Raw genomic sequence first — 24,584 nt, forward strand, 5'->3', positions numbered from 1 at the left:
GCATGAGCCGGCACGTCCGCGCCGAAATCCGCGGCCCGCTCGGGATCGTCACCCTCGACAGGCCCCGGGCCCTCAATTCGCTCGACCACGCAATGATCGCTGCGCTCGAGGACCTCCTCGAGGAGTGGGCCGACGCGCCGGAGGTGCGTGGCGTCGTCGTGCGCGGTGAGGGGCGCGGGCTGTGCGCGGGCGGCGACGTCCGGGCCCTGCGTCTCGGGCTGGACGACGACGCGATCGCCTTCTGGGCCGACGAGTACCGCCTCAATGCGCTCATCGCCGCGTACCCGAAGCCGTACGTCGCGGTCATGGACGGCGTCACGATGGGCGGCGGGCTCGGGATCTCCGCGCACGGCTCCGTCCGCATCGTGACCGAGCGGACCCAGGCAGCCATGCCGGAGGCCAGGATCGGCTTCACGCCGGACGTGGGCATGGCCACGCTCCTGGCCGCCGCCCCCGGCGAGCTGGGCACGCACCTCGCGCTCACGTCGTCGACCGTGACCGGCGCCGACGCGGTGCACCTCGGCTGGGCCGACCACCTCGTCCCGTCCGAGCGGCTGGGGGAGCGCGCCGAGACGCTGATCGAGGCGCTCGCTGCGCGCCTGGCCGAGCCGGGCGTGAGTGAGGAGTCGGCGCTCGCGGCGGCGCACGACGTCGTGCGCGGGCTCGCGCTCGAGGCCTCCGACCCGAGGCTGGTCGCCCCGCTCGCTCGCGAGCGCGAGTGGATCGACGAGGCCTACGCGGGCGACGACGCCCAGACGATCCTCGAACGCCTTGTCGAGCTCGCGGCCGAGGGCCACGAGGGGGCGCGCGCGGCCGAGGAGGCGATGCGGTCGGTGTGCCCGTTCTCCGTGGTGGTGACGCTTGCTGCCCTGCGCCGGGCGGCGGTCATGGAGCTTGTCGACGTGCTCGCCCAGGACCTCCGGCTGGGGGCGACCCTCATCGGGCGGCACGACATGCGCGAGGGGATCCGCGCCCTGCTCGTCGACAAGGACGGCGCGCCGCAGTGGCGTCCGTCCCGGATCGAGGACGTCGACCCGGCCGAGGTCCGGGCGGCCTTCGGAGAGGACTGATGCTCGGGGAGGACTGATGGTCGGGGAGGACTGACCGGTAGCTTCCCGCGAGTCCCCGCGAGCCCTAGCATTCAGGTGCCGTCTGCGCGACGGCGTCGTCCTGGATGGAGGGTGAAATGGAACGGGTTCCTCTGATGGGCCAGCCGGGCCATGTCTTCGCGATGCAGCGGCCGTCGATGACCGCGGCTTTTGCACTCAACAGCCGCCAGCCGCGAAATACCACCTATCGCGAGCTCCCGCCGCCCACCGGGGAGAGCCCGTTCCGCCTGGACCTCAAGGACATCATCTCCAGCGACCAGTACGGGCAGATTGTTGCGACGAAGACCATGAGCTTCCATCTGGACGGGGACGTCGGCGGAATCGGCAACGCGGTTCCCCAGCAGCTGGTTGCCGCCGGGCTTGAATCCGACCTCGCGCAGCAGGGTTCCTCGGGGTCGACGCCGGCGTTCCTCTATCTTGCCGGTGACTGCGTGTACTTCAACGGCCAGGTCGAGAACTACTACGAGCAGTTCTATGCGCCGTACGAGTACTACGGCGTGCCGATCTTCGCGGTTCCGGGGAACCACGACGGCGAGAACCTCGAGGACGACACCTCGCTCGACGGCTTCCTGAGGAACTTCTGCGCGACGGAGCCCACCAAGACCCCCGAGTCCGGCGACGCCCCCCGCACCGCGATGGTCCAGCCCAACGTCTATTGGACCCTGCTGACGCCCCTGGTCAACATCGTGGGCCTCTACAGCAACGTCCCCGAAGGAGGGGAGATCCGCGAGCCGCAGACCGAATGGCTGGCGCAGGAGCTCTCGGAGCTGCCGAAGGAGGTGCCGATCTTCGTCGTCCTGCACCACCCGCCCTTCTCGGCAGACGACCACCATTCCGGCAGCGTCGCGATGAAGGACGTCATCAACAGTGCCGCGGGGCAGGCAGGACGGCGACCTGACGTTGTCGTGGCCGGGCACGTCCACAACTATCAGCGCTTCACGCATGAGATCGACGCCGAGACGAGTTCGCTCTACCTCGTGACCGGCGCGGGCGGCTACCACAACCTCCATGCCGTCCAGACGGTCGACGGGGAGAAGATGATCCCGCCGGTCGTGCTGACGGACTCCGAGGGCGACGACGTCACCCTGAACTCCTACTGCGACGACCACCACGGATTCCTGCGGGTCGACCTCGCGGGCTCAATCCTGAGCGGGCGGTACTACAAGGTGCCCCGGCCCCAGGACCCGTACCAGAAGGGCAACCAGCTGCACGACTACTTCCAGTTCGACCTCGCGGCGCGGAAGTACCTCCCGAACACCCTCCCGGGCAGCAGGTAGCGGGCAGCAGGTAGCAGGTAACCCGGGCCCACGTAGACCCGGCCTCGCTACTCCCCATCGACTGCTGCGCAAGTGTCGCTATGGAGCTTCAAAACGACACTTGCGCAGCAGTTGATGCAAGGGGGGAGGGCTACCCCCGCAGGTACACCGTCGTGGTGTGGGTGAAGAACTCCTTTGCCGCCCCGCCCTGTTCCTTGGGCCCGTACCCGGACTTCTTCGCCCCGCCGAACGGCACGTGCGGGTCGGCGCCGGCGGATTCAGAGTTCACGTGCAGGATGCCGACGTCGAGGGCGTCCACCGCGTCCAGCGCGGTGGCGATGTCCCGCGTGAACAGCGCCGCGGAGAGCCCGAACTCGGAGTCCTCGGCGAGGGCGAACGCCTCCTCGGCCGACGCCGCACGGCGCACCGCGAGCACTGGCCCGAACAGCTCCTCGCGCCACACCGGGCTCTCGGCATCGACTTCGAGGACCGTCGCCGGCACGAACGCGGAGGGTGAGACGCCGCCGTCGGGCGCCTGCCCGCGGTAGGCGACCCGGGCGCCGTCGGCCTCTGCGGCGGCGACGGCCGCGCGGACGGAGCGGGCGGCGTCTCCCGTGACAAGCGGCCCCATGTGCACGGTCGGGTCGCTGGGGTCCCCGACACGCCACGCGTCCAGCCGCGCCGCGAGCCTGGCGAGGAACTCGTCGGCGACCTCCTCGGCGACGACGAGCCGCGACGTGGCCGTGCACTTCTGCCCGCTCGAGCGGAAGGCGCCGAAGAGCACCTGCTCGGCGGCAAGGTCCAGGTCCGCGTCCGCGAGCACGATCGCGGCGTTCTTCCCGCCCATCTCGCCCTGGAACGGGACGCCGCGCGAGGCAGCCTCGCCAGCGAGCATGCGGCCCACGCCCGTGGACCCCGTGAAGGAGAGCCCGTCCAGCTCCGGGTGCCGCACGAGCTCGGTGCCGAGCGCGCCCGGCCCGATGAGCAGGTTGAGCACGCCGTCCGGCAGGCCAGCGCCCGCCAGCGCCGACTGGAGTGCCTCGGCGAGCCGCATCGCGAGCAGCGGCACGGTCGACGCCGGCTTCCACACCACCGCGTTCCCGTACACGAGCGCGGGCGCGATCTTCCAGGCCGGGATGGCGATCGGGAAGTTGAACGGCGTCACGATCCCCACGACGCCGAGCGGCTTGCGCGTGACGAGGATCCGTTCGCCGCGGCGCGGGGACGCGAAGTGCTCGCCGGCGACGCGGTCGCCCTCGCCGGCGTAGTAGCGCAGGATCTGCGCCGCGCGCAGCACCTCGCCGCGCCCCTCCGCGAGCGTCTTGCCCTCCTCCTGGGTGAGCTCGAGGCCGAGCTCGTCCGCGCGCTCCTCGAGCTCCGCGGCGGCGCGGGCCAGCACCGCGCCGCGCTCGTGGATGGGAGTGCGTGCCCACTCGCGCTGGGCGGCGCGGGCCGCGCGCATGGCGCGGTCGACGTCGGCGGGGACGGCTTGGGTGCCCTCCGCCACCACCTGCTCGGGGTGGGCCGGGTTGACGGAGGCGAGCGGGGCGCCGTCGCCCGCTACCCACTCGCCGCCGATGAGTAGGCGCAGCTGCGGTGGCTGTGCAGAGCGAAGCGGAGTCGAAACCCGCGCCGTGTCCGTCCCCGCGCTCACCGGAACGCCGCCTCTCCGGTGAGCTGCTGGCCCAGGATGAGGGTGTGGACCTCGTCGGTGCCCTCGTAGGTGCGCACGGACTCGAGGTTGTTCGCGTGGCGCAGCGGCGAGTGCTCGAGCGTGATGCCGTTGCCGCCGAGGATGGTGCGGGCCTCGCGGCAGATCTCGATGGCCTCGCGGCAGTTGTTGAGCTTGCCGACCGAGATCTGGTGGTGCGCGAGCTTCCCGGCGTCCTTGAGCCGGCCCAGGTGCAGGGCCAGGAGGAAGCCCTTGTTGATCTCCAGGGCCATGTCCACGAGCTTGGCCTGGGTCAGCTGGTACCCCGCGAGCGGCCTGCCGAACTGGAGGCGCTCCCTGGAGTAGGCGAGGGCGTCCTCGAAGGCGTCGCGGGCGGCACCCATGGCGCCCCAGATGATGCCGTAGCGGGCCTCGTTCAGGCACGAGAAGGGGCCCTTGAGCCCGGTGACGTCCGGCAGGACGGCGTCGTGGGGGAGGCGGACCTCATCGAGGTCGATCTCGCACTGGATGGAGGCGCGCATGGAGAGCTTGGGCTCGATCGGGGTGGCGGTGTAGCCGGGGGTGTCTGTGGGGACGACGAAGCCGCGCACGCCGCGCGGGTCTCCGTGTTCGCCGGTCTGGGCCCAGATCACTGCGACCTGGGCGACGTTCGCCAGGCCGATCCAGCGCTTCTTCCCGGTGAGGATCCAGTCGGCGGTGTCCCCGGAGCCGTCGCGGCGGGCGCGGGTGGTCATGGAGCCGGGGTCGGAGCCGGCGGTGGGCTCGGTGAGGCCGAAGCAGCCGATCGCCTCGCCGGCGGCCATCTGCGGCAGCCACTGGGCCTTCTGCTCCTCGGAGCCGTGCTTGTGGATCGCGGACATGGCCAGGGAGCCCTGGACGGAGACGAAGGTGCGCAGGCCGGAGTCGCCGGCCTCGAGTTCCGCCCCGGCCAGGCCGTACTCCACGGCGGAGCGGCCGGCGCAGCCGTAGCCGTGCAGGTGCATCCCGAGCAGGCCGAGCCTGGCCATCTCGGGGACGATCTCGAGCGGGAAGCGTGCGTCCTCGTACCAGCGGGCGATGTTCGGCTTGATCTGCTCCTTCACGAACGCCCGCACCGTGTCGCGCAGCGCGAGCTCTCCGGGTGTCAGGAGGGAGTCGAAGGAGATCAGATCGGCGGGGTCGGGGAGTCGGCGGGTGGTCAGGTCAGAGACGGCGGTGTCCATGCCCGTCAGGCTAGCGGTGGCAGTCATCGGTAAGGTCCTTTCACGTTGTGGGGTCATTGGCGCCCGGTTGTGGGGTCCCTGGCCGTGACCAGGGACCCCGCAACGGCCCGCCAGGGACCCCACAACACCAGAGGGGTGAATGGGTCGGGGGAGTCAGGCTCGGAGCCAGCGCACGACGTCGGCCGTGTCGGCTCCCAGCGCGGGCGGCGCCTCGGTGCGCGGCGGCAGGGGAGGGGTCCACGCGATGGGGTGGCGGACCTGCCGGCCCACCGCAGCCCCGGAGCGGTCGCGGACCTCGACCGTGGGGGAGAGCCCGAGCGACTCGGCGTAGTCGAGCCCCTCCCCGATCCCGGCCACGCGCCCGCAAGGGACACCGAGGCCGGCGAGCTTGTCCTGCCACACCTCGGCCGAGGCCGTCGAGAGCCCGGACTCGAGCAGCGGGACGAGCTCGGCCCGGTGGGCCACCCTCGCGGGGTTCGTCGCGAACCGCGGGTCCGCGGCGAGCTCGGGCGAGCCGATCGCCTCGCACAGCCGGGCAAACTGCCCGTCGTTCCCAGCGGCGACGGCGAGCGGCGCGTCGGCGGTCGCGAGCAGCTGGTACGGCACGATCGAGGGGTGGTCGTTGCCCATCCGCCGCGGGGTGGCTCCGGCGCCCAGATACGCCTGCCCCTGGTTCGCGAGCGCGCCCTGGAGCGAGGAGAGCAGATTCACCTCGACCCGCCTGCCCCGGCCCGTGCGGGCCCGCTCGGCGAGGGCCGCCAGGATGCCGATCGTCGCGTCCTTCGCGGTGAGCACATCCACGACGGCGACCCCCACCTTGGTCGGTCCCGCACCCGGCTCCCCGTCGGCGGCGCCGGTGATGGACATGAGCCCGCCGAGGGCCTGGACGATGAAGTCGTACCCCGGCAGGTCCCGCCCCCCGGCGGACCCGAACCCCGAGATCGAGGCGTACACGAGCCCCGGATTCTCCGCCGCAAAGGACTCATACCCGAGCCCGAGCTTCTCGAGCCCGCCGGGCTTGAAGTTCTCCACGAGCACGTCGGCGCGCAGCGCGAGCTCCCGCGCCACGGCGCGGCCCTCCGGGTCGGCCAGGTCCAGCTCGACCGATTCCTTGTTCCGGTTCACGCTCTCGAAGTACGTCGACCCCGTCGCGGAGAACGGCGGCCCCCAGTGCCGGGTGTCGTCCCCGGTGCCCGGCCGCTCGACCTTCACGACCCGCGCCCCCAGGTCCGCGAGCGTCATGGTCGCGAGCGGACCGGCAAGCACCCGGGAGAAGTCTGCGACGAGGAGGCCCTCGAGCGGAGCTGTGCCTTCGGCCGTCGATGCCGTGTTCACCGGTCCTCCTCCGGGTGCTGCCCACCCGACACGATCAGCACCTCCGCCGCAGCCTGCAAGCGCCGTCGAGGACCGCTGCGCGCGGGGAGGCGCGTCAGGGCGCCGCCGGCAGCGAGGCTGCTGCGGTTCCCCGACCCCAGGCCAAGGACGCCCAGGCAGCTGGTGCTGCCCTGGCGACGGACCTGAGCGTGCCCTGGGCCGTCGGAGCGGCCGAAGCATCGGCCTGCCTCCGGCTGGCCCAGCGGTCGTGTACCTGCTGCCGGTTCTTCATGGGGCTCATCTCCTCGCCGCCTTGTGACACTTTCAGGGTCGGTCCGCGGGGATGGTCCGGGGTGTGCCAATTTGATACAGGGGCGCCAGGCGGCTGCGGTCTGCGCGGTCATGACAGCGCCTCCCGCACCGCGGCCTCGAGCACCGCCAGGCCCTCGTCGAGGACCTCGGGCTCGATGCCGAGCGGCGGCAGGAGCCGGATGACGTTCCCGTGCGTCCCGCAGGTGAGCGTCAGGACGCCCGCGGCGTTGGCGGCGGCGGCCGCGGCCTTTGCGAGGTCGGCGCGTGGGCCGGAGCTGTCGCCGAACTCGATCGCCATCATGGCACCACGCCCGCGAACGGAGACGACGCCGTCGAGCGCAAGGAGCGGCTCGAACCGTTCGCGCACCGCCTTCTCGACGGCGCAGGCCCCGGCGAGGAGCGCGCCGTCCTCGAGGAGCTCGAACACGGCGAGGGCCGCCTCGCACGCGACCGGGTTGCCCGCATAGGTTCCCCCGAGGCCGCCCGCGTGGACGGCGTTCATGAGCTCTGCGCGCCCGGTCACGGCCGAGAGCGGGAGGCCCGCACCGAGCGCCTTGGCCGAGAGGGTGATGTCGCCGGCGACGCCGTCGTGCTCGGAGGCGAACAGCCTGCCGGTCCGGCCCATGCCGGCCTGGATCTCGTCGATCACGAGGACGATCCCGTGGCGCGTCGCGAGCTCCCGCAGCCCCGCGAGGAAGCCCGGCGCGTGGACCACGAAGCCGCCCTCGCCCTGGATCGGCTCGATCACCATGGCGGCGAAGGTGTGCGGGCCTGCTGCGGCGAGGACCTCCTCGACGCCGGCCAGAGCCTGGGCGACGACGGCTGACGCCTCGCCCGCACCCGACGCCTCGCCGGCGCTGGACTCCCCGCCGGCACCGGACGGCGCGAGGTGAGCGGGCGCCGTCGGGCCCCGGAAGACCGAGCCCGGGAGCGGGCCGAAGGTGATGCGGTACGGGTTCTCCTTGGCGGTCATGGCCATGGTGAGCTGGGTGCGGCCGTGGTAGGCCTCGTCGAACACGAGGACGTTGGGCCTGCGGGTTGCCGAGCGGGCGATCTTGATGGCGTTCTCCACGGCCTCCGCCCCGGTCGAGAAGAGCGCGGTGCGCTTCTCGAAGTCGCCCGGGGTGTGCTCGTTGAGCCAGCGGCAGACCTCCACGAACGAGGAGTACTCCGTAACCATGAAGCACGTGTGCGTGAAGCGGGACAGCTGCGCGGCCGCCCGCTCGGCCACGCGGGGGTTCGCGGCCCCGACGCTCGTCACGGCGATTCCCGCGGCGAAGTCGATGATCCGGTTCCCGTCCACGTCGACGAGCAGCGACCCCTCCGCCCGGTCGATGAACACCGGCAGCGTCACGCCGAACCCCTCGGTGACGTGGCGGCGGCGCTCGGCCTCGAGCTCGCGTGAGCGCGGACCGGGCAGTTCCGTGGCGAGGTGCCGGGCGCGCTGGGCGACGGCGGCTGCGGAGGATGGGGCGACGGCGGTGTCAGTCATGGGTCTCTCCCGGTGATGGAAGGCTGTGTGGTTGAGACCACACTAGGGACCGCTCAGGGCCGCGTCTTTGGATGTTATGACCCATACTGGGGTCTCATGAGACTTACTGCACAACCCGAATGTGTGCGAAGGGCACACGCCGCGGCGCAGCCCGGAGGGGGCGGGGTCCCCGCGTCCGCTCCTGCTCGGTTTGCCGCCCCGCGGCCCGCGCACACCGGCGTGTCCCGCCGCGACACGCCGGTGCTCGTCCTCCGAACCGAGCAGAACCGGACGCAGCGATGATCACCCTCGCACAGCTCGCGGACGCCGCCCGCGGGGACCTCGTCCCGTACTGGCCCATCCCGCTGCCGCGCGTGGAGCTGACGGGAGTCCACGTCTCCGAGCTCGAGGACCCGACCGTGTTCCTGGACGGGGGCGAGCTCCTCCTGACCGTCGGGATGCAGCTGGCCGGGCGCGACGGCACCGAGCGCGCCGAGGCCGCCACCGCCTACGTGCGTCGCCTCGTCGAGGGGCGGGTGGCCGCACTCGGCCTGGGACTCGGGTCCGGCCACAGCATGGTGCCCGACGAGCTCCGGGCCGCGTGCGCCGAGGCCGGCCTGCCCCTGCTGACGGTGCCGCGGGAGTCGCCGTTCCTTGCGGTGTCGCGCGCGTACTGGGAGCTGGTCCGCCGCGGGGGAGAGGCGGAGCTCACCGCCCTGCTCGGCCTCCAGGTCGCGCTCACCCGTGCAGCGTCGAAGGGCGACGCCGAGCCCGCCATCGTGCGCGAGCTCGCCCACGCGCTCGGCACCTGGGTGGCCTACCTGCCGGACGGCGAGAAGGCGCCGTCGTGCGCGGGGCCCGGGGGGCCGGACGACGCTCCAGCGGGCCTGCTGGCCGAACTCGCCCGGGAGGCGGCTGCCCTCCGCGCCGCCGGCCGCGGCGCGACTGCCACGCTCGAGCTCTCCTCCGGACCGGCTGCGCTGTATCCGCTCTCCGACGGCCGTTCCGGCGGTGCCTACCTCGCGCTGGGCCGCGGCGGGCAGCTGGCCCCCGCGGAGCGGCATCTGTTCCTCACGGCCTCGACCCTCCTCGCCCACCGGGCGGCCGGCCTGCGCCGGGCCGAGGAGGAGCGCACGCGCAGCGACGGGATGCTCGTCGCCCTCGTCCTCGGGGGGCACGACGACGCCGCGCGCCTCCTCGCCGACCAGATGGGCACCGCGCTGCCGGAGTCGGCGTACCTTGCAGTGCTCGACGCCGCTCCCCGGCGCGGCGGTCCCAGCCTCCCCGGCGAGGCGCTCGCGTTCGAACTCGGCGGCCTCCTGTACGTCCTCCTGCCCGCGGACACCTCGCGGCCGCGGCTCGCACCCGGGTCCCGCGGCGCCTGGGGCGGGCCCGTGCCGCTCCGCCGCGTGCGGGAGATCGTCGGGCAGGTGGCGGACGCGGCGGGGCAGGCCCCCGCCGGCACCGTCGTGCGGGTGGGGCACGGCCTCGAGCTCCCCGCGGACGAGTGGGCGACGACGCTCGCCGACGCGGGCGGCGAGCTGCTCCCGACCGTGCGGGCGTACCTGAAGAACCGGGGCCAGTGGGAGGGGACGGCGCGGGACCTCGGGGTGCACCGCAACTCCGTCCGCAACCGGATCGCCCGGGCGGCCGAGCTGCTCGGCGTCGACCTGGACGATCCCGACGTCGCGGCGCACCTCTGGCTGGCCCTCCGCTGACGGGCTGCGGGCGAAGGGGCCCGCGGGAGGGACCATCGGCCGTTGTCCGCCTACGCGTGACGGACGACACTTGGCACAGGATGGCAAACGGTGCCGAAAGCACGCCTTCCCAGGCGCATAGTTGAAGAATCAACCATTAAGGCGGTAGCCGCTCCAGCGAGGAGTTGTCATGGCAAGCACCACCCCAGCCCCAGCCCGGACCACCTACCAGGGCAACGACAAGTTGCTCTTGGGAATCGTGCTCGGCGTCATCACCTTCTGGCTGTTCGCCGGCACGATGGGAACCGTCGCCCCGAACATCCTCACCGACGTCAACGGCCCCTACTCGGACCCGGCTGCGAAGACCTGGGACAGCCCGTTCGTCGGCGTGGACGCGATGAACCTCGCGGTGTCCATCACGGCGCTCTTCTCGGGCATGTTCATCGTGGTCGCCGGCGGCCTCGCGGACCGCGTGGGCCGCGTGCGCATCAGCCTCATCGGCAACGGGCTCGGCATCCTCGGCTCGCTCATGATCGTCCTCGCCACGGGGCCCCTCGCGCTGCCGCTCATGCTCGGCGGCCGCGCCGTCCAGGGCCTTTCCGCCGCCTGCATCATGCCCGCGACGATGGCCCTCGTGAAGACCTACTGGGACGGGCCCGGGCGCCAGCGCGCGGTGTCCATGTGGTCGATCGGCTCATGGGGCGGGTCAGGGCTCGCCGCGATCTTCGGCGGCTACGTCTCGACCCTCGTGAACTGGCGCTGGATCTTCATCGCCTCGATCGTCATCTCGGTCATCTCCATCCTGCTCCTGCGCGGCACGCCCGAGAGCAAGGTCGCCCAGACCGGCGAGGCCTTCAGGTTCGACCTCCCGGGCGTGGCGGTGTTCATGGTCTCGATGCTCGCGCTCATGATCGTGCTGATCTTCGGGGCGAAGATCGGCTGGACCTCCCCGGTCACGCTGGGACTCGCGGTCGTCGCCGTCGTGGGCCTGGCCCTCCTCGTGAGGATCGAGCGCCGCGCCGCCAAGCCGTTCATCGACTTCGCCCTCTTCGCGAACCGGACGTTCACCGGCGCGACGATCTCCAACTTCCTGCTCAACGGCACGATCGGCCTGCTCATCGTCACCCAGCAGCTGCTCCAGCTCGCCGGCGGGATGAAGGCGTCGGACGCCGGCCTGCTGACCATCGGCTACGCCGTCACGATCATCGCGTTCATCCGTCTCGGCGAGAAGCTCCTCCAGCGCTTCGGCCCCCGGCAGCCGATGATCTGGGGCTCCCTGATCGTCATGCTCGCGGTCTTGCTGCTCATGCCCACCAACCTCCTGCTGGGCACGTACTCGTGGCTGGCCGTCGCCGCCTACGCAATGTTCGGCCTCGGCCTCGCGTTCTATGCGACCCCGTCCACCGACGCCGCCCTCGCGAACCTCCCGGCCAACCAGGCCGGCGCGGGTGCCGGCATCTACAAGATGGCCTCGTCGCTGGGCAGCGCCATCGGCGCCGCAATCTCCCTCGCGCTGTTCACGGCCTTCGGGACCGGTGGCGCCGCCCAGTTCGTGGGCGACGTGCTCATCAACCAGGGCCGCACCGACAACACGGCGCTGCGCCAGGCCGCCGTCGTCGCCCTCGCCTTCAACCTGGTCATGGTCGTCATCGCGATCGTCTCGATCATGGTCACCGTCCCGAAGGGCAAGGAACAGGCAGAGCCGGCGAAGTGACCACAGGAGTAGTCTCAGGACGACAACGCCTGCAGCGAGGAGAAGGCCATGGCATCAGCTGAATCCGCACGCACGATCCTTTCCGGCCAGGCGGCGATCGCCGATTGGCAGGAGTCCCTCTACAAGGACTTCCACCTCAATCCCGAGCTGAGCCACCAGGAGGTCCGCACGTCCGGGATCGTCGCCGAGCAGCTCGGCGAGTCCGGCTACGAGGTCCACCAGGGGATCGGCGGCACGGGGCTCGTGGGGGTCCTCAGCAATGGGGAGGGCCCCACCGTCCTCCTCCGCGCAGACATGGACGCCCTGCCCGTCGCCGAGGCCACGGGCCTGGACTACGCGAGCCAGGCAACGGCGACGGATGAGTCGGGCAAGCAGACCCCCGTCATGCACGCGTGCGGGCATGACGCGCACATGGCCTGCCTGCTCGGCGCCGCCAAGCTCTTCGCCCAGGGCCGCGGCTCCTGGTCCGGGACCCTCATCGCGCTGTTCCAGCCCGCGGAGGAGCTCGGCAACGGCGCGCAGAGCATGGTCGACGGCGGCCTGGTCACCATGGTGCCGAAGCCCGACGTCGCACTCGCGCAGCACATCCTCGTCCACCCGGCCGGAACCGTGAGCACCTACGCAGGTGCCTTCCTCTCGATGGCGGACAGCGTCCGCATCACGCTCTACGGGCGCGGGAGCCACGGATCCATGCCGCACCTGTCGATCGACCCGGCCGTGCTGGCCTCGATGGTCGTGGTGCGGCTGCAGGCGGTCGTGGCGCGCGAGGTTCCCCCGGGCGAGTTCGCCGTGGTCACGGTCGGCAGGATTGCCGTCGGCGCCAAGAGCAACATCATCGACGACCATGCCGTCCTCGAGCTCAACATCCGCACCTACAGCCAGGGGATCCGCGACCAGCTCCTCGCGGCCATCGAGCGGATCGCGAAGGCCGAGTCGGCGGCGTCGGGCTCGCCCCGGGACCCCGACATCGAGGTCTACAACAGCTACCCCCTCACCGACAACGATCCGGATGTCACCGCCAGGGTCGCCGAGGCGTTCGCGGCCTATTTCCCCGCCGAGGCCATCGGTGACTACGGGCGCCAGACGGCCAGCGAGGACTTCAGCGACGTGCCCACGGCCTTCGGGGTGCCCTACACCTACTGGGGCGTCGGCATGGTCGATCCGGAGGCCTACGGGGCCGCCGAGGCCGCGGGCGAGGTGAGCTCCATCCCCGCGAACCACTCCCCGAAGTTCGCCCCCGTCCTCGAGCCCACGCTCACCACGGGCACGGCCGCCCTCGTGGTCGCTGCCTCGGCGTGGCTCGGGAAGGACTGACCCGGGATTAAGTATCCATCCCTTTGGGCTCGCGCAGTGCGGTTACTCCATCGCGCCATGTGACCCGGATCGCGCATCCTGACGGGGCACTGTGATCGGCACCACGCCGATCGCCCCGGATGGAACGGAGATCCGCATGCAGGCACCTGACAACCTCGCTGCGCCCACCCGAGAAGACCCAGCGGCCCGCGCGGCCCCAGACGGCGGCGCGGTCCGGACGACGGAGTCCGACCCCCGCGCCCGGCTGCGGCCGCGGCACCTGACCATGATCGCCCTCGGCGGCATCATCGGAGCGAGCCTCTTCGTCGGCTCCGGCTCGGTGATCCGCACGGTGGGACCCGCGGCCCTGCTCTCGTATGCGATCGGCGGCGCCCTCGTCGTCCTCGTCATGCGGATGCTGGGCGAGATGTCCACGAACCGGCCCGTCGTCGGCTCCTTCATGGAGTACGCCCGCGACGGCCTGGGCAACTGGGCGGGGTTCGCCATCGGGTGGCTCTACTGGTACTTCTGGGTGGGCGTCGTGGCCTTCGAGGCCGTCGTCGTCGGCCGGATCTTCCACGAGTGGTTCCCGAGCGTCCCGGACTGGACGTTCGCGCTCGCGGGAATGCTCGTGTTCACCTTCACGAACCTCATGTCCCTGCGGTCCTTCGGCGAGACGGAGTTCTGGCTCGCGTCGATCAAGGTGACCACCATCGTGGTGTTCCTCGGCGTCGGAACCCTCTACGTCCTGGGCATCATCCCCGGCTCCACCGGCTCGGTCGCCAACATCACCGACCACGGCTTCATGCCGCACGGCTGGGCCCCGGTGTTCAACGGCGTCGCCGTGGTGATCTTCAGCTACTTCGGCACCGAGATCGTCACCATGGCTGCCGCCGAGTCGGACCAGCCCGCCAAGGGCGTCGCGAAGGCCACCAACACCGTCGTGTGGCGCATCCTGCTGTTCTACGTGGGCTCGGTTGCGATCCTGCTCATGGTCGTCCCGTGGGACGAGCTGCCCGCCAAGGTGAGCCCGTTCGCCTTCGCCTTCGGCCGCTTCGGGCTGCCCGGCGCCGAGCAGGTGATGAACGCCGTCGTGCTCACCGCCGCGCTGTCCGTGCTCAACTCGGGCCTCTACTCGGGCTCCCGCATGCTCTTCGCGCTGTCGAAGCACGGCTATGCGCCGCGCTGGGTGGAAGACCGCAACCGCGCGGGCGTGCCCTGGAAGGCGATCCTGCTCTCGACCGTCGTGGGCTACGTGGCGATCGCGGCGAACTACGCGGCGCCCAAGGACGTCTTCGACTTCATCATGAACTCCGCGGGCTGCGTGGCCCTGTTCGTGTACGCGTTCGTCGCGCTCACACAGTGGCGCCTGAGGAACCGCATGAGCGCCCGGGAGAAGGCCGGGCTGACCCTGAAGATGTGGCTGCACCCGTGGCTGAACGCGGTGGTCCTCGCCGCCGTCGGACTCATCGTCGTGCTCATGGCGCTCGACCCGGACGCCGCCCCTCAGGTGTGGCTCAGCCTCGGGGCGCTCGGACTGCTCCTCGCCGTCTACCCGTTCGTGCGGCGCCGCGCCGCCCAGCGCGCGCCCGGGACCTCTTCCGCGCACGACGGCGCGCGCTCGCCATCGGCGGCCGGCTCACCCGAGGCGTAGCCTCCCACCCTGCACGCAGCGCGTCCCGCGGCAGCGCCATGGCCCCACCCCTCCGGTGCGGGCCATGGCGCGTTCTCGCGCTTGCGCCGGTCAGGCCGCCGCCGGGATCCGTCCGCCGAGGAGGCGGGTCGCCTCCTCGGCCGCGGCGAGGAGCGGCTCGACCCACGACTCGCACACCTCGCGCGGCATCCGGACCGTCGGGCCCATGACGGACAGGGCGCCGAAGAGCTCGGCCTGAGGCCCGAAGACGGGCGCGGACAGGCCGCTCGCGCTCGTCACGCGCTCGCCGGTCGTGATGGCGTAGCCGTCCGCGCGGGTCTGGGCGACGGCCTGCCGGAGGGCGTCCGGGCTCGTGATCGTCTGGTCGGTGATGGCATCCAGGCCGGCGGAGTAGACCTCCTGTGCGACCTCGGGGGACCAGGCCAGGATGACGCGCCCCGCGGAGCCGACGTGGAGCGGCATGATGCTCCCCACCTCGACGGCGCGGCGGAGCAGGTGCTGCGTCTGGGCCACGGCGACACACACGCGCCGGCCCTCCGAAGCCCTGAAGAGGCAGACCGTCTCGGTGAGCTGGTCCCGCAGCCGGCGCAGCACCGGGGTGATGAGCTCGAGGTAGTCGATGCCCTGCGTCGCCGGCGCGGCCCAGTGCGCGACCTTCAGCCCCACCCGGTACCTGTCGCCCTGCCGGTCCAGGAGGCCCTCCTGGACCATGTTCGCCACGAGCCGCTGCACGGTCGAGTGCGGAATGCCGGTGGACGCCCGGATGTCCGCGAGGCCGAGCTCCGGGCGGGCCAGCGAGAAGGCGCTCAGGATCGCGGTGATCTTCTTCAGCACGAGCAGCGGTGCGGCCGCCGAGTCCCGCTCTGTCATGGACTGAGTGTAGGAGGGGGCGGTCGCCCCGTCGAACCCGCCTCCGGGGGTTGAGCGTGACGGGGGTCACTGCTACGATCGACCCATATTCTGAACTTGAACCCACGATGTGGTGAGGTTAGGGGAGTGTGGATGGTCCGGCACACGGCTGTCGACGAGTACGCGGTGGACCTCGAGGGCTGCACGAAGCAATTCACGACGCCCAGCGGTGACACCTATGTCGCGGTGCGCGACATCAACCTCAAGGTCAGGCCCGGCCGGTTCGTCTCGGTCGTCGGCCCCACGGGCTCCGGCAAGTCCACGATCCTGAACATGGCGGCTGGCCTCCTGTCCCCGACCGAGGGGACCGCCCGCAGCTTCGGGCAGCAGGTCAAGGGCGTCAACCGGCGCGCCTCCTACATGTTCCAGCAGGACGGGCTCCTCCCCTGGAAGACCGTGATCGACAACGTCAGCCTCGGCCTCACCATGGCCGGCGTGGGCAAGGCGGACGCCCGGGCCGAGGCGCAGAGGTGGCTCGAGAAGGTGGGCCTGAAGGACTTCTCGGACCGCTACCCCCACCAGCTCAGCGGCGGCATGCGGAAGCGCACCGCCGTCGCCCAGGCGTGGATCGTCAACCCGGACATCCTGCTCATGGACGAACCGTTCTCGGCCCTGGACGTCCAGACGCGCCAGATCATGGAGAACGAGCTCCTCGCCCTCTGGCAGGAGTCCGGCAAGGCGGTCATCTTCATCACGCACGACCTCGACGAGGCCATCGCCCTCTCCGACGAGGTCGTCATCCTCGGCGCCGGCCCGGGCAGCACCGTGGTGGCCTCGTACGACATCACCCTCCCCAGGCCGCGCGACCTCCTCGAGATCCGCGACGACCCGCAGTTCGTCGAGCTGCACCGCGAGATCTGGGGACGCCTCCGCGTCGAAGTCTCCAAGACCTATCAGTCCTCGGCCGCCGCGGGAGGTGGGGCGGAATGACCGTCGCCAACGTCAATCGACAGGGAGCCAAGCCGATGGGACGGTCGGTGGCGGGCAGCCCTGGCTCGCGGGGCAAGGGGCCCCGCACGCGCGCGGCCCAGACCGCAGGGATGCGCCTCCTCCAACTCGGCCTCGCCGTCGTCGTGCTCGTGGCGTGGGAACTGCTGGTGCGCGCCCGCGTCATCGACCCGTTCTTCTTCCCGCTGCCCTCGGACATCTTCCAGACCGTCTGGCTGTGGATCTCCTCGGGCTACGTCTTCCCGCATCTGTGGATCACGATGCAGGAGGCCCTGCTGGCCTTCGCGGTCGGCGCTGCCGCCGGCCTCGCCCTCGGATTCGTCCTCGCGCGCGTCGCCTTCCTCGAGCGGCTCTTCCAGCCGTTCCTGCAGATGTTCAACGCCCTCCCGCGCGTCGTCCTGGCCCCGATCTTCCTGCTCTGGTTCGGCCTGGGCATCTGGTCCAAGGTTGCCTTCGGCTTCACGCTCGTCTTCTTCATCGTCTTCTTCAACACCCTCGAAGGCGTCAAGAGCGTGGACCGGGTGCTCATCGACAATGCCCGCATGCTCGGCGCGAGCGAGAAGCAGCTGCTGCGCCACGTCTTCATCCCGAGCGCCCTGACCTGGATCTTCTCGAGCCTGCACATCAGCGTGGGGTTCGCGATCACCGGCGCGGTCGTCGGCGAGTACCTCGGCGCCTCTGGTGGCGTGGGCTACGCCATCGCACAGGCCCAGGGCGTCTTCGACACCAAGGGGGTGTTCGCCGGGATGTTCATCCTCATGATCGTCGTGCTCATCATCGACCTCATCGTCAACCGGATCGAGCGCCACCTGCTGCGCTGGCGTCCCGCCCAGTCCGCCTAAGAATCCCGCTACCTGTCCCAGGAAGGACCATTCCCAATGACGTCGTCTCGCCCATCACAGCAGGCTCCCGCAGTCACGGCCGGCTGGAGCCGCCGCCGGGTCCTCTCGGTTGCCGGAGGTGCCGCAGCGGCGCTCGCGCTCGCGGCCTGTGGGGCCCCGTCCTCGGCGCCGCCCGGGCAGAACGCGCCCTCGGGAGCCTCCGGGGCGGCCGGCGGCGGATCCGGGTCCAAGGTGGTCATCGGCGTCGGCGGCCAGACCCTCCTCACCTACATGGCGGCGACGCTCGCCGAGCAGCTCGGCTACTACAAGGAGGAGGGCGTGGACGTCGAGCTCCAGGACCTCCAGGGCGGGTCGAAGGCGCTCACCGCCATGCTCGGCGGCAGCACCCAGGTCACGTGCGGGTACTACGAGCACACCATCCAGATGCAGGCGAAGAACCAGAGCATCAAGGCCTTCGTCGACATGGGCCTGTCCTCCGGTCTCGCCCTCATCGTGGCCCCCAAGAACGAGGGCAGCATCAAGTCGATCGGTGACCTCAAGGGCAAGAACGTCGGCGTCACCGCTCCCGGCTCCTCGACTGACATGTTCGTCAAGTACCTCCTCTCCAAGAACGGGTTCCAGCCCACGGACGCCGCGGTCTCCGCGATCGGCGCCGGCTCGAGCGCCGTCGCCGCCGTGCAGAACAACCAGGTCGACGCCGCCGTCATGCTCGAGCCCGACGTCTCGGTGCTGGCGAAGCAGCTCGGCAAGCAGCCCGTCATCCTCGAGGACGTCCGGTCCGTCGAGGGGCTCAAGGAGGTGTTCGGGACCGATTCGTGGCCGTCCGCCTGCCTGTACGCGAAGACCGACTGGCTCCAGCAGAACGAGGACACGGGGAAGAAGCTCGCCCGGGCCATCAAGCGCACCCTCGACTACATCAGCCAGCACTCCGGCCAGGAGATCGCGGACAAGATGCCGGAGAAGTTCTCCGGGGGCGACAAGGCCCAGTACGCCAAGGTCATCGACGACCTCAAGAAGACGCTGAGCAAGGACGGCAAGTTCACCCAGGACGGCACTGAGGCGGTCCTGAAGACGCAGCGCGTGGCCAACCCCGAGGTGGGGAACAAGGACATCGACCTGAGCAAGACGTACACCAATGACTACGTCTCGGCCTGAGCCCCACCCGCGGCCCACGGAGGACGGATCCCGGCCGGCGCCCCTGGCCGGGATCCGGGTGCTCGAGCTGGGCAACTACATCGCCGCGCCCACCGCGGGCCGGATGCTCGCCGACTTCGGGGCCGAAGTCATCAAGGTCGAGCGGCCGGGGACGGGGGACGAGCTGCGGAACTGGCGGCTCTACGAGGGCAGCACCTCGATGCTCTTCCGGACCATCAACCGCAACAAGAAGTCCATCGCCCTCGACCTCCGCTCCGATGCGGGGCGGGCTCTCGTGCTGGACCTCGTGCGGCACTGCGACGTCCTCCTCGAGAACTTCCGCCCCGGCACCCTCGAGCGGTGGGGCCTCGGCCCCGACATGCTGAGCGAGGCCAACCCGGACCTGATCGTCACCCGCCTGTCCGCCTACGGGCAGACGGGCCCCCTGTCGGCGCGGCCCGGGTTCGCCGCCGTCGCCGAGGCAGTCGGCGGGTTCCGCGAGCTCGTGGGCGACCCCGACCGGCCCCCGGTGCGCGTAGGCATCTCGATCGGGGACTCCATCGCCGGGCTCTACGCGGCCTTCGGCTCGGTCATGCTCCTGTTCGAGCGCGAGCGGGCCAAGGGCGCCCAGCGGAGCCTCCCGCTCGGGGAGCGGATGGTCGACGTCGCGCTCAACGAGGCCATGTTCTCGATGATGGAGTCCCTGGTCCCGGACTTCGAGGCCTATGGCGTACGTCGCGAGCGCACCGGTGGTCGGATGGAAGGCATCGCGCCGAGCAACGCCTACGTGTGCGCCGGCGGCGGCAGCATCGTGATCGCCGGGAACGGGGACTCCATCTTCGGCCGGCTCATGGAGATCATCGGCCGCCCCGACCTCGCCGCGGACCCCTCGCTCGCCAGCAACGCCGGCCGGTGGGCGCGCCGCGACGAGCTCGACGCCGCCATAGGCACCTGGACGGCCACCCTCGAGCCGAAGGAGGCCCTCGCAGTGCTCGACGCCGCCGGCGTGCCCTCCGGGCCGATCTACACGGCCGAGGACATCTGCGGCGACCCGCAGTACGCGGCGAGGAACATGATCCAGCGGTTCGACGTCTCCACCGGGGAGCGCACCATCCCCGACGTCGGCTTCCCCGGAATCGTCCCCGTGCTCGGGGGCGAGTCGCTGCCGATCCGCTCGCTCGGCCCCGAGCTCGGCGAGCACACCGAGGAGATCTGCCGCGACCTGCTGAAGAAGTCCGAGGACGAGATCCGGGCCATCCTGCGCGCAGCCGAGGGGGTGGCAGTATGAGCTTCGCCTTCGCCCCCGCCGCCCGGCTCCGCGACGTCACCCTCCGCGACGGGCTCCAGCTCACGGGCAAGGTGCTGCCGACCGAGCGGAAGGTCGAGATCGTACGGAGGCTGCTGGCCCTCGGCGTCCCGGCCCTCGAGATCGGCTCGATGGCGCGGCCGGACAAGGTCCCGCCCATGGCGAACACGCTCGACGTCGTGCGCTCCCTCACGCCCGGGGAGCTCGCCTCCTGCTGGCTGTGGGTCGCGACCCCCAGGCACGTCGAGCTCGCGCTCGAGGCGGGTGCCAGGAACTTCCAGTACTGCTTCTCTGCGACGGACGCGCACAACCTCGCGAACATAGGGCGTACCACGGAGGCCAGCCTGGCAGCCATGCCCGCCGCCCTGGACATGGCCCGCGAGGCGGGCGCCGCCGTCGAGCTGTGCATCGCGACCTCGTTCACGTGCCCGTTCGACGGCCCGGTGGACCCGGACCGGGTCATCGCGATCGCCAACGATCCCCGCGCCGAGGGCGCCCAGGGAGTCGTCATCTGCGACACCCTGGGCCAGGCCGTCCCGGCCCAGGTCGCGGACCTCATCGCGCGCGTCCGCGAGGAGGCACCGGAGCGGGAGATCGTCTACCACGGCCACGACACGTGGGGGCTGGGCGTCGCGAACACGCTCGCCGCGATCCAGGCGGGCGCTTCTATGGTCGACGGCGCCCTCGGCGGACTGGGCGGCTGCCCCTTCGCACCGGGCGCGAGCGGCAACACCTCGAGCGAGGACATCCTGTTCGCGACCCGCCCGGACTGGTTCACCCCGGAGGCCCTCGCCGAGCTCGTGCGCATCTCCGAGACCCTCCTGCGCGACCTCGACGAGCCCAACCGCTCGCGCGCCGCCCAGGGCGCCCGATCCCGGGCCCGCGCCTTCGAATGGGTCATCCCGGAGCCGGCACGCTGATTCCCGCCGGCGCACGACGGCGACCGCTCGCCGTCGTGCGCCCGCCCGCCTGAGGAGGCGGCCCGCGGCGTGGAAAGATGCTCCTGAGGCGAAGGGGCGCGCATGGAATTTCTGCTGCTTGTGGTCGGCCTGCTGTTCGGGACGGTGGTCATCGTCGGGATCGGCGAGCGGATCCGCCTGCCGTACCCCATCCTCATGCTGGTGTTCTCGGCCCTCGCCGCGTCGCTGCCCTTCGTTCCGGACACCCACATCGAGCCGGAGCTGATCCTTCCGCTCTTCCTTCCGCCGCTCCTGTTCGCCGCCGCCCAGCGCTCGAGCTGGTCCGTGTTCCGGCTCCGCTGGCGCTCTCTCGTGCTCCTGGCCGTGCTGCTGGTCGTCGCGACGGTGGCGGCCGTGGCGGCGGTGACGTCCTGGCTGGTCCCCGCCGTCGGGGTGCCGCTGGCGATCGCGCTCGGAGCGGTCGTCGCCCCGCCGGATCCGGTGGCCGTGGAGGCGGTCGCGGGCAAGGTCAGCATGCGGCGCAGGCTGCTGACGGTGCTCCAGACCGAGGGCCTGTTCAACGACGCCATGGCCATCGTGATCTTCCAGACCGCCGTGTCAGCGACCGTGAACCATGAGCGGGTCGGCTGGGACGTCGTTCCGCGGTTCCTCGCTGGGGCGGCCGGGGCGGTGCTGCTGGGGCTCGCGATGGCGTGGGTCGTCGGCGCGCTCACCCGGTTCGTGCCCAACCTCGTGGCCCGCAGCGCGGCCACCCTCGTGGCACCCTACGCCGTCTACCTCCTGGCCGAGGTGGTGCACTGCTCGGGGGTGGTCGCGGTGGTGGTCACCGCGGTGGAGCTGGGCCGGAGGGCCCGGCCCCAGGACTCCGAGGAGCGGCTGACTCGCTCGGCCTTCTGGGAAGTGCTCGAGCTCCTGACCACGGGGATCGCCTTCGGCCTCGTGGGGATCGAGATGCGCGCGGTCGTTGTGGCGGAGGGCCCCAACCTCGTGACCTTCATTCCCGGCATCGCGGCCATCTGCGTGACTGTCATCCTGGTGCGGTTCGTGTGGATGTACGGAATGTACCGGATCGGGGGAGCGGAGCGGCGCGAGAGGACGCCGGGCACCCTCAAGGAAGTCGTGGTGCTGACGTGGTGCGGCATGCGCGGCCTCGCCACGCTTGCCCTGGCCCTCGCACTCCCCTCCACGCTGGCCGACGGGTCGCCCACTCCCGGGCGCAACTTCGTGGTCGCGGTGGCGGTGTCCGTCCTGGTGGCCACCTTGGTCGTGCCCGGCCTGACGCTGCCCTGGCTCATGCGGGTGCTCCGCCTGCCCTATGACCGGGCAGCGGAGGAACAGGCGCAGCGGGGCCTCGCGCGCCGGGCCGAGCGGGTGGCGCTCGAGGCCCTGCGCAGCTCTCCGGCCGCACTGAAGCTGCCCGAAGGGCGGCGCAAGGCGCTCGCCCGGCGGATGTCCTCCCTCCACAGCATCCTCGAGTCGGACTACGCCGAGGACCCCGAGAAGATGCGCAGGCTCCAGGCCGTGCTCGCCGTGATGGACCGCGCCCAGCGCGACGCCCTCGACGCCGCACGCCGCGAGATGCTCGCCGCCCGCAACGAACCGGGCAACGACCCGGAGCTCGTCGACCGCGTGCTGCGCCGCCTCGACTTGCGAACCGTCACCCTCGACCGCTGAGCCGGCGCACGACGCCGAGCACTCGCCGTCGGGCGCGAGAGTCGCCCGGGGCTGTGGTCACCTGACGTCGCGGTGCACGTCCGCGGCGGTGCTCGCCCCGGCAGCTGGCGGCGCGATCCACGGCCCGGTGCCCTCGGACGGGTCGAGCACACCCTCCTCGAGCCAGGCGAAGTCACCGGCGAGGACGCGGCGGGCGAGGTGGCGGTCGGCGTCGTCCGTGTTGTCCCAGAGCGAGGAGAACAGCGTCTCGATCCGCCGGCGGGACTGCCCGCAGAACGCCTCGGCGAGGTCCCGCGCGCTCTCGGCACCCGGAGCCCCGGCGGAGCGGAGCTGCTCGGCGCGGCTGCACGTGGCGGCCATGGCGAACAGCTCGGCGCCGATGTCCACGACCCGCCCCAGGAACATCTGCCGGCGCTCGAGCCCGGCCTGCCACCGGCCCATCCCCGCGAAGGTGTGGCGGGCCAGGCGCCGCGATGCGCGCTCGATGTAGCGCAGGTGCCGTCCGAGGGGCCCGTGCTCGCGGTAGGCGCGTGGATCGTTGCCCTCGCCCGCGAGCAGCTTGGGCAGCCACTTCGCGTAGAAGCCCGAGGCGTCCCGCGCCGCCCGGGCCTTCTCGGTGAAGGTCGCGTCGGCGCGGGCGAGGTCTCCGGCCGCGGCGAGATGGGCGTCCACCGCTTCGCGGGCGATGAGCAGCCGCATGATCTCGGTGGACCCTTCGAAGATCCGGTTGATCCGCAGGTCCCGCACGAGCTGCTCCACGGGGACGGCACGCTCGCCCCTGGCCCGCAGCGACTCGGCGGTCTCGTAGCCGCGGCCGCCCCGGATCTGGAGGAGCTCGTCCGCGACCGTGTAGGACATCTCGGAGGTCCACAGCTTGGACAAGGCCGCCTCGATCCGGACGTCCTTCATGCCGGCATCAGCGACGGCCGCGTACACCTCGAAGACGGACTCGAGGGCGAAGGCCGTGGCGGCGATGAAGGCGATCTTGCCCGCCACCGCCTCGTGCTCGCCGATCGGGCGGCCCCACTGCACCCGCGCCGCCGACCACTCGCGGGCGATCTTGAGCGCCCACTTCGCGCCGCCCGCACAGAGGGCAGGGATCGAGAGGCGGCCCGTGTTGAGGGTCGTGAGGGCGATCTTGAGCCCGAGCCCCTCCCGGCCGACGCGGTTCGCGGCGGGCACGCGGACGCCGTCGAACCGCGTCACGCCGTTCTCGAGGCCCTTGAGGCCCATGAACGAGTTGCGGTTCTCCACGGTGATGCCCGGGCTGGCCATGTCGACCACGAACGCCGTGATGCCGCCCTTACCTGCGGGCAGGTCTCCGGCGGCCTCATGGGGCAGGACCTTGGCCATGATGACCACGAGTTCGGCGATGACGCCGTTCGTGGTCCACAGCTTCGACCCATCCAGGACGTAGCTCTCGCCGTCGTCGGCGAGGCGGGCCGTCGTGGTGAGCCGGGCCGGGTCGGAACCCACATCCGGCTCCGTGAGGAGGAACGCCGTCACGGCGCCCGCGGCGCAGCGGGGGAGGAAGGCCTTCTTCTGTTCCGCGGAGCCGAACATCTTCACGGGCTCCGGCACCCCGATCGACTGGTGAGCCGAGAGGAGCGCGCCGATCGAGGGGTGCACCGAGCCCAGGAGCATGAGGGCCCTCCCGTAGTAGGCGAGCGTGAGCCCCAGGCCGCCGTACTCGGCGGGGATCTTCATCCCGAAGGCGCCGACCCCGGCGAGGGCGCGCAGGTACTCGTCCGGGATCCGGTCCTCGGCCTCGATGCGGCGGCCGTCCATCGAGGCGGCGAGCTCGCGCAGCCGCGCGAGGAACGCCTCGCCGCGCTCCACATCCTCGGCCGCAGGTTCGGGGACCGGGTGGATGAGGTCCCACTGGAAGTCGCCGAGGTAGAGGGCCTTGCCGAAGCTCGGGCGCTCCCACTCCGTCTGCCGGCTCGCCTCCGCGACGGCGCGGGACTCCGCCCAGGCCGCCTCCTTGCGCGACTCCGGGGCGGTGATCGGCTCGCCGGGGGCGGCGCCGGTTCCGGCGGGGGACGAGGCAGGGGGTGGGGCAGCGGTTGTCGGGTCGGTCTCGGTGCTCATGGCTGCCCCCTGTCGTCACGGGGCGCCGCGGGCCGGTGACCCCAAGCTGTCAGACCATGGTACGCC

18 protein-coding genes are annotated in these 24,584 nt (G+C 71.5%); 12 read left to right on the top strand and 6 right to left on the bottom strand.

All coding sequences use genetic code 11. From position 1 onward, the window contains the following. Positions 1-2 precede the first annotated feature (2 nt). Both ACQ5BE_RS13625 and ACQ5BE_RS13630 read left to right on the top strand, forming a co-directional pair. Entirely contained in the window at positions 3-1,070 is a 1,068-nt protein-coding gene (locus ACQ5BE_RS13625; protein WP_430297505.1) for an enoyl-CoA hydratase/isomerase family protein, read from the top strand. Positions 1,071-1,186: 116 nt separating this feature from the next. Next, positions 1,187-2,386, top strand: a complete 1,200-nt coding sequence (locus ACQ5BE_RS13630; RefSeq protein WP_430297506.1) for a metallophosphoesterase family protein — start codon at positions 1,187-1,189, stop codon at positions 2,384-2,386. Positions 2,387-2,516: 130 nt separating this feature from the next. On the opposite strand, the gene ACQ5BE_RS13635 is transcribed toward ACQ5BE_RS13630, so the two are convergent. The 4 genes from ACQ5BE_RS13635 to ACQ5BE_RS13650 form a co-directional block, all read right to left on the bottom strand. Then, positions 2,517-4,019, bottom strand: a complete 1,503-nt coding sequence (locus ACQ5BE_RS13635) for an aldehyde dehydrogenase family protein (RefSeq protein WP_430297507.1) — start codon at positions 4,017-4,019, stop codon at positions 2,517-2,519. Next, positions 4,016-5,239 carry an acyl-CoA dehydrogenase family protein gene (locus tag ACQ5BE_RS13640; RefSeq protein WP_430297530.1) on the bottom strand — a complete coding sequence of 408 codons (1,224 nt, stop codon included), beginning with the start codon at positions 5,237-5,239 and terminating at the stop codon, positions 4,016-4,018. The genes ACQ5BE_RS13635 and ACQ5BE_RS13640 overlap by 4 nt, the downstream gene beginning before the upstream one ends. Before the next feature lie 153 nt (positions 5,240-5,392). Then, on the bottom strand, positions 5,393-6,574 hold the full coding sequence (locus tag ACQ5BE_RS13645) for a CaiB/BaiF CoA transferase family protein (protein WP_430297508.1): 1,182 nt from the start codon (positions 6,572-6,574) through the stop codon (positions 5,393-5,395). Positions 6,575-6,953: 379 nt separating this feature from the next. After that, positions 6,954-8,357 carry an aminotransferase class III-fold pyridoxal phosphate-dependent enzyme gene (locus tag ACQ5BE_RS13650; RefSeq protein WP_430297509.1) on the bottom strand — a complete coding sequence of 468 codons (1,404 nt, stop codon included), beginning with the start codon at positions 8,355-8,357 and terminating at the stop codon, positions 6,954-6,956. A 278-nt stretch (positions 8,358-8,635) separates the two neighbouring features. Between ACQ5BE_RS13650 and ACQ5BE_RS13655 the strand changes: the two genes are divergently transcribed. From ACQ5BE_RS13655 to ACQ5BE_RS13670, 4 genes are all read left to right on the top strand, one after another. Then, a complete protein-coding gene (locus tag ACQ5BE_RS13655) occupies positions 8,636-10,054 on the top strand; it encodes a PucR family transcriptional regulator (protein WP_430297510.1) in 1,419 nt (472 codons plus the stop codon). Between the two features lie 169 nt (positions 10,055-10,223). Next, complete coding sequence (locus ACQ5BE_RS13660; protein ID WP_430297511.1) at positions 10,224-11,747, top strand: MFS transporter; 1,524 nt, start codon at positions 10,224-10,226, stop codon at positions 11,745-11,747. A gap of 48 nt (positions 11,748-11,795) precedes the next feature. After that, positions 11,796-13,061 (top strand): amidohydrolase, encoded by a 1,266-nt coding sequence (locus ACQ5BE_RS13665; RefSeq protein WP_430297512.1) that lies wholly within the window; start codon positions 11,796-11,798, stop codon positions 13,059-13,061. A gap of 136 nt (positions 13,062-13,197) precedes the next feature. Further along, on the top strand, positions 13,198-14,694 hold the full coding sequence (locus tag ACQ5BE_RS13670; RefSeq protein ID WP_430297513.1) for an amino acid permease: 1,497 nt from the start codon (positions 13,198-13,200) through the stop codon (positions 14,692-14,694). A gap of 90 nt (positions 14,695-14,784) precedes the next feature. Here ACQ5BE_RS13670 and ACQ5BE_RS13675 read toward each other — a convergent pair whose 3' ends face one another. Further along, positions 14,785-15,564, bottom strand: a complete 780-nt coding sequence (locus ACQ5BE_RS13675; protein WP_430297514.1) for an IclR family transcriptional regulator — start codon at positions 15,562-15,564, stop codon at positions 14,785-14,787. A gap of 132 nt (positions 15,565-15,696) precedes the next feature. Here ACQ5BE_RS13675 and ACQ5BE_RS13680 point away from each other — a divergent pair, with 132 nt between their 5' ends. The 6 genes from ACQ5BE_RS13680 to ACQ5BE_RS13705 all read left to right on the top strand — a co-directional run bounded on the left by ACQ5BE_RS13680 (position 15,697) and on the right by ACQ5BE_RS13705 (position 22,427). Continuing rightward, positions 15,697-16,533: an ABC transporter ATP-binding protein gene (locus ACQ5BE_RS13680; protein WP_430297515.1), complete on the top strand. Its 837-nt coding sequence runs from the start codon at positions 15,697-15,699 to the stop codon at positions 16,531-16,533. Next, complete coding sequence (locus ACQ5BE_RS13685; protein WP_430297516.1) at positions 16,530-17,393, top strand: ABC transporter permease; 864 nt, start codon at positions 16,530-16,532, stop codon at positions 17,391-17,393. Before ACQ5BE_RS13680 ends, ACQ5BE_RS13685 begins: the two co-directional genes overlap by 4 nt. Before the next feature lie 36 nt (positions 17,394-17,429). Beyond that, positions 17,430-18,548 carry an ABC transporter substrate-binding protein gene (locus ACQ5BE_RS13690; protein WP_430297517.1) on the top strand — a complete coding sequence of 373 codons (1,119 nt, stop codon included), beginning with the start codon at positions 17,430-17,432 and terminating at the stop codon, positions 18,546-18,548. Continuing rightward, the gene (locus ACQ5BE_RS13695) at positions 18,529-19,815 is read left to right on the top strand and encodes a CaiB/BaiF CoA transferase family protein (RefSeq protein ID WP_430297518.1); all 1,287 of its coding nucleotides are present in this window, start codon (positions 18,529-18,531) and stop codon (positions 19,813-19,815) included. The genes ACQ5BE_RS13690 and ACQ5BE_RS13695 overlap by 20 nt, the downstream gene beginning before the upstream one ends. Then, positions 19,812-20,753 (top strand): hydroxymethylglutaryl-CoA lyase, encoded by a 942-nt coding sequence (locus tag ACQ5BE_RS13700; protein WP_430297519.1) that lies wholly within the window; start codon positions 19,812-19,814, stop codon positions 20,751-20,753. The genes ACQ5BE_RS13695 and ACQ5BE_RS13700 overlap by 4 nt, the downstream gene beginning before the upstream one ends. Positions 20,754-20,855: 102 nt before the next feature. After that, the gene (locus ACQ5BE_RS13705; RefSeq protein ID WP_430297520.1) at positions 20,856-22,427 is read left to right on the top strand and encodes a cation:proton antiporter; all 1,572 of its coding nucleotides are present in this window, start codon (positions 20,856-20,858) and stop codon (positions 22,425-22,427) included. A 57-nt stretch (positions 22,428-22,484) separates the two neighbouring features. On the opposite strand, the gene ACQ5BE_RS13710 is transcribed toward ACQ5BE_RS13705, so the two are convergent. Beyond that, positions 22,485-24,518 carry an acyl-CoA dehydrogenase family protein gene (locus ACQ5BE_RS13710; protein WP_430297521.1) on the bottom strand — a complete coding sequence of 678 codons (2,034 nt, stop codon included), beginning with the start codon at positions 24,516-24,518 and terminating at the stop codon, positions 22,485-22,487. Positions 24,519-24,584 lie beyond the last annotated feature (66 nt).

The sequence above is a fragment of the Sinomonas sp. B1-1 genome, assembly GCF_050474465.1.
GTDB classification, from domain to species: Bacteria; Actinomycetota; Actinomycetes; order Actinomycetales; family Micrococcaceae; genus Sinomonas; species Sinomonas flava.

Coding starts and splice junctions, on each gene's coding strand:
- ACQ5BE_RS13640 (WP_430297530.1), bottom strand. CDS start 5,239: ATGGACACCGCCGTCTCTGACCTGACCACCCGCCGACTCCCCGACCCC.
- ACQ5BE_RS13690 (WP_430297517.1), top strand. CDS start 17,430: ATGACGTCGTCTCGCCCATCACAGCAGGCTCCCGCAGTCACGGCCGGC.
- ACQ5BE_RS13665 (WP_430297512.1), top strand. CDS start 11,796: ATGGCATCAGCTGAATCCGCACGCACGATCCTTTCCGGCCAGGCGGCG.
- ACQ5BE_RS13705 (WP_430297520.1), top strand. CDS start 20,856: ATGGAATTTCTGCTGCTTGTGGTCGGCCTGCTGTTCGGGACGGTGGTC.
- ACQ5BE_RS13680 (WP_430297515.1), top strand. CDS start 15,697: ATGGTCCGGCACACGGCTGTCGACGAGTACGCGGTGGACCTCGAGGGC.
- ACQ5BE_RS13625 (WP_430297505.1), top strand. CDS start 3: ATGAGCCGGCACGTCCGCGCCGAAATCCGCGGCCCGCTCGGGATCGTC.
- ACQ5BE_RS13630 (WP_430297506.1), top strand. CDS start 1,187: ATGGAACGGGTTCCTCTGATGGGCCAGCCGGGCCATGTCTTCGCGATG.
- ACQ5BE_RS13700 (WP_430297519.1), top strand. CDS start 19,812: ATGAGCTTCGCCTTCGCCCCCGCCGCCCGGCTCCGCGACGTCACCCTC.
- ACQ5BE_RS13650 (WP_430297509.1), bottom strand. CDS start 8,357: ATGACTGACACCGCCGTCGCCCCATCCTCCGCAGCCGCCGTCGCCCAG.
- ACQ5BE_RS13660 (WP_430297511.1), top strand. CDS start 10,224: ATGGCAAGCACCACCCCAGCCCCAGCCCGGACCACCTACCAGGGCAAC.
- ACQ5BE_RS13670 (WP_430297513.1), top strand. CDS start 13,198: ATGCAGGCACCTGACAACCTCGCTGCGCCCACCCGAGAAGACCCAGCG.
- ACQ5BE_RS13695 (WP_430297518.1), top strand. CDS start 18,529: ATGACTACGTCTCGGCCTGAGCCCCACCCGCGGCCCACGGAGGACGGA.
- ACQ5BE_RS13685 (WP_430297516.1), top strand. CDS start 16,530: ATGACCGTCGCCAACGTCAATCGACAGGGAGCCAAGCCGATGGGACGG.
- ACQ5BE_RS13675 (WP_430297514.1), bottom strand. CDS start 15,564: ATGACAGAGCGGGACTCGGCGGCCGCACCGCTGCTCGTGCTGAAGAAG.
- ACQ5BE_RS13710 (WP_430297521.1), bottom strand. CDS start 24,518: ATGAGCACCGAGACCGACCCGACAACCGCTGCCCCACCCCCTGCCTCG.
- ACQ5BE_RS13655 (WP_430297510.1), top strand. CDS start 8,636: ATGATCACCCTCGCACAGCTCGCGGACGCCGCCCGCGGGGACCTCGTC.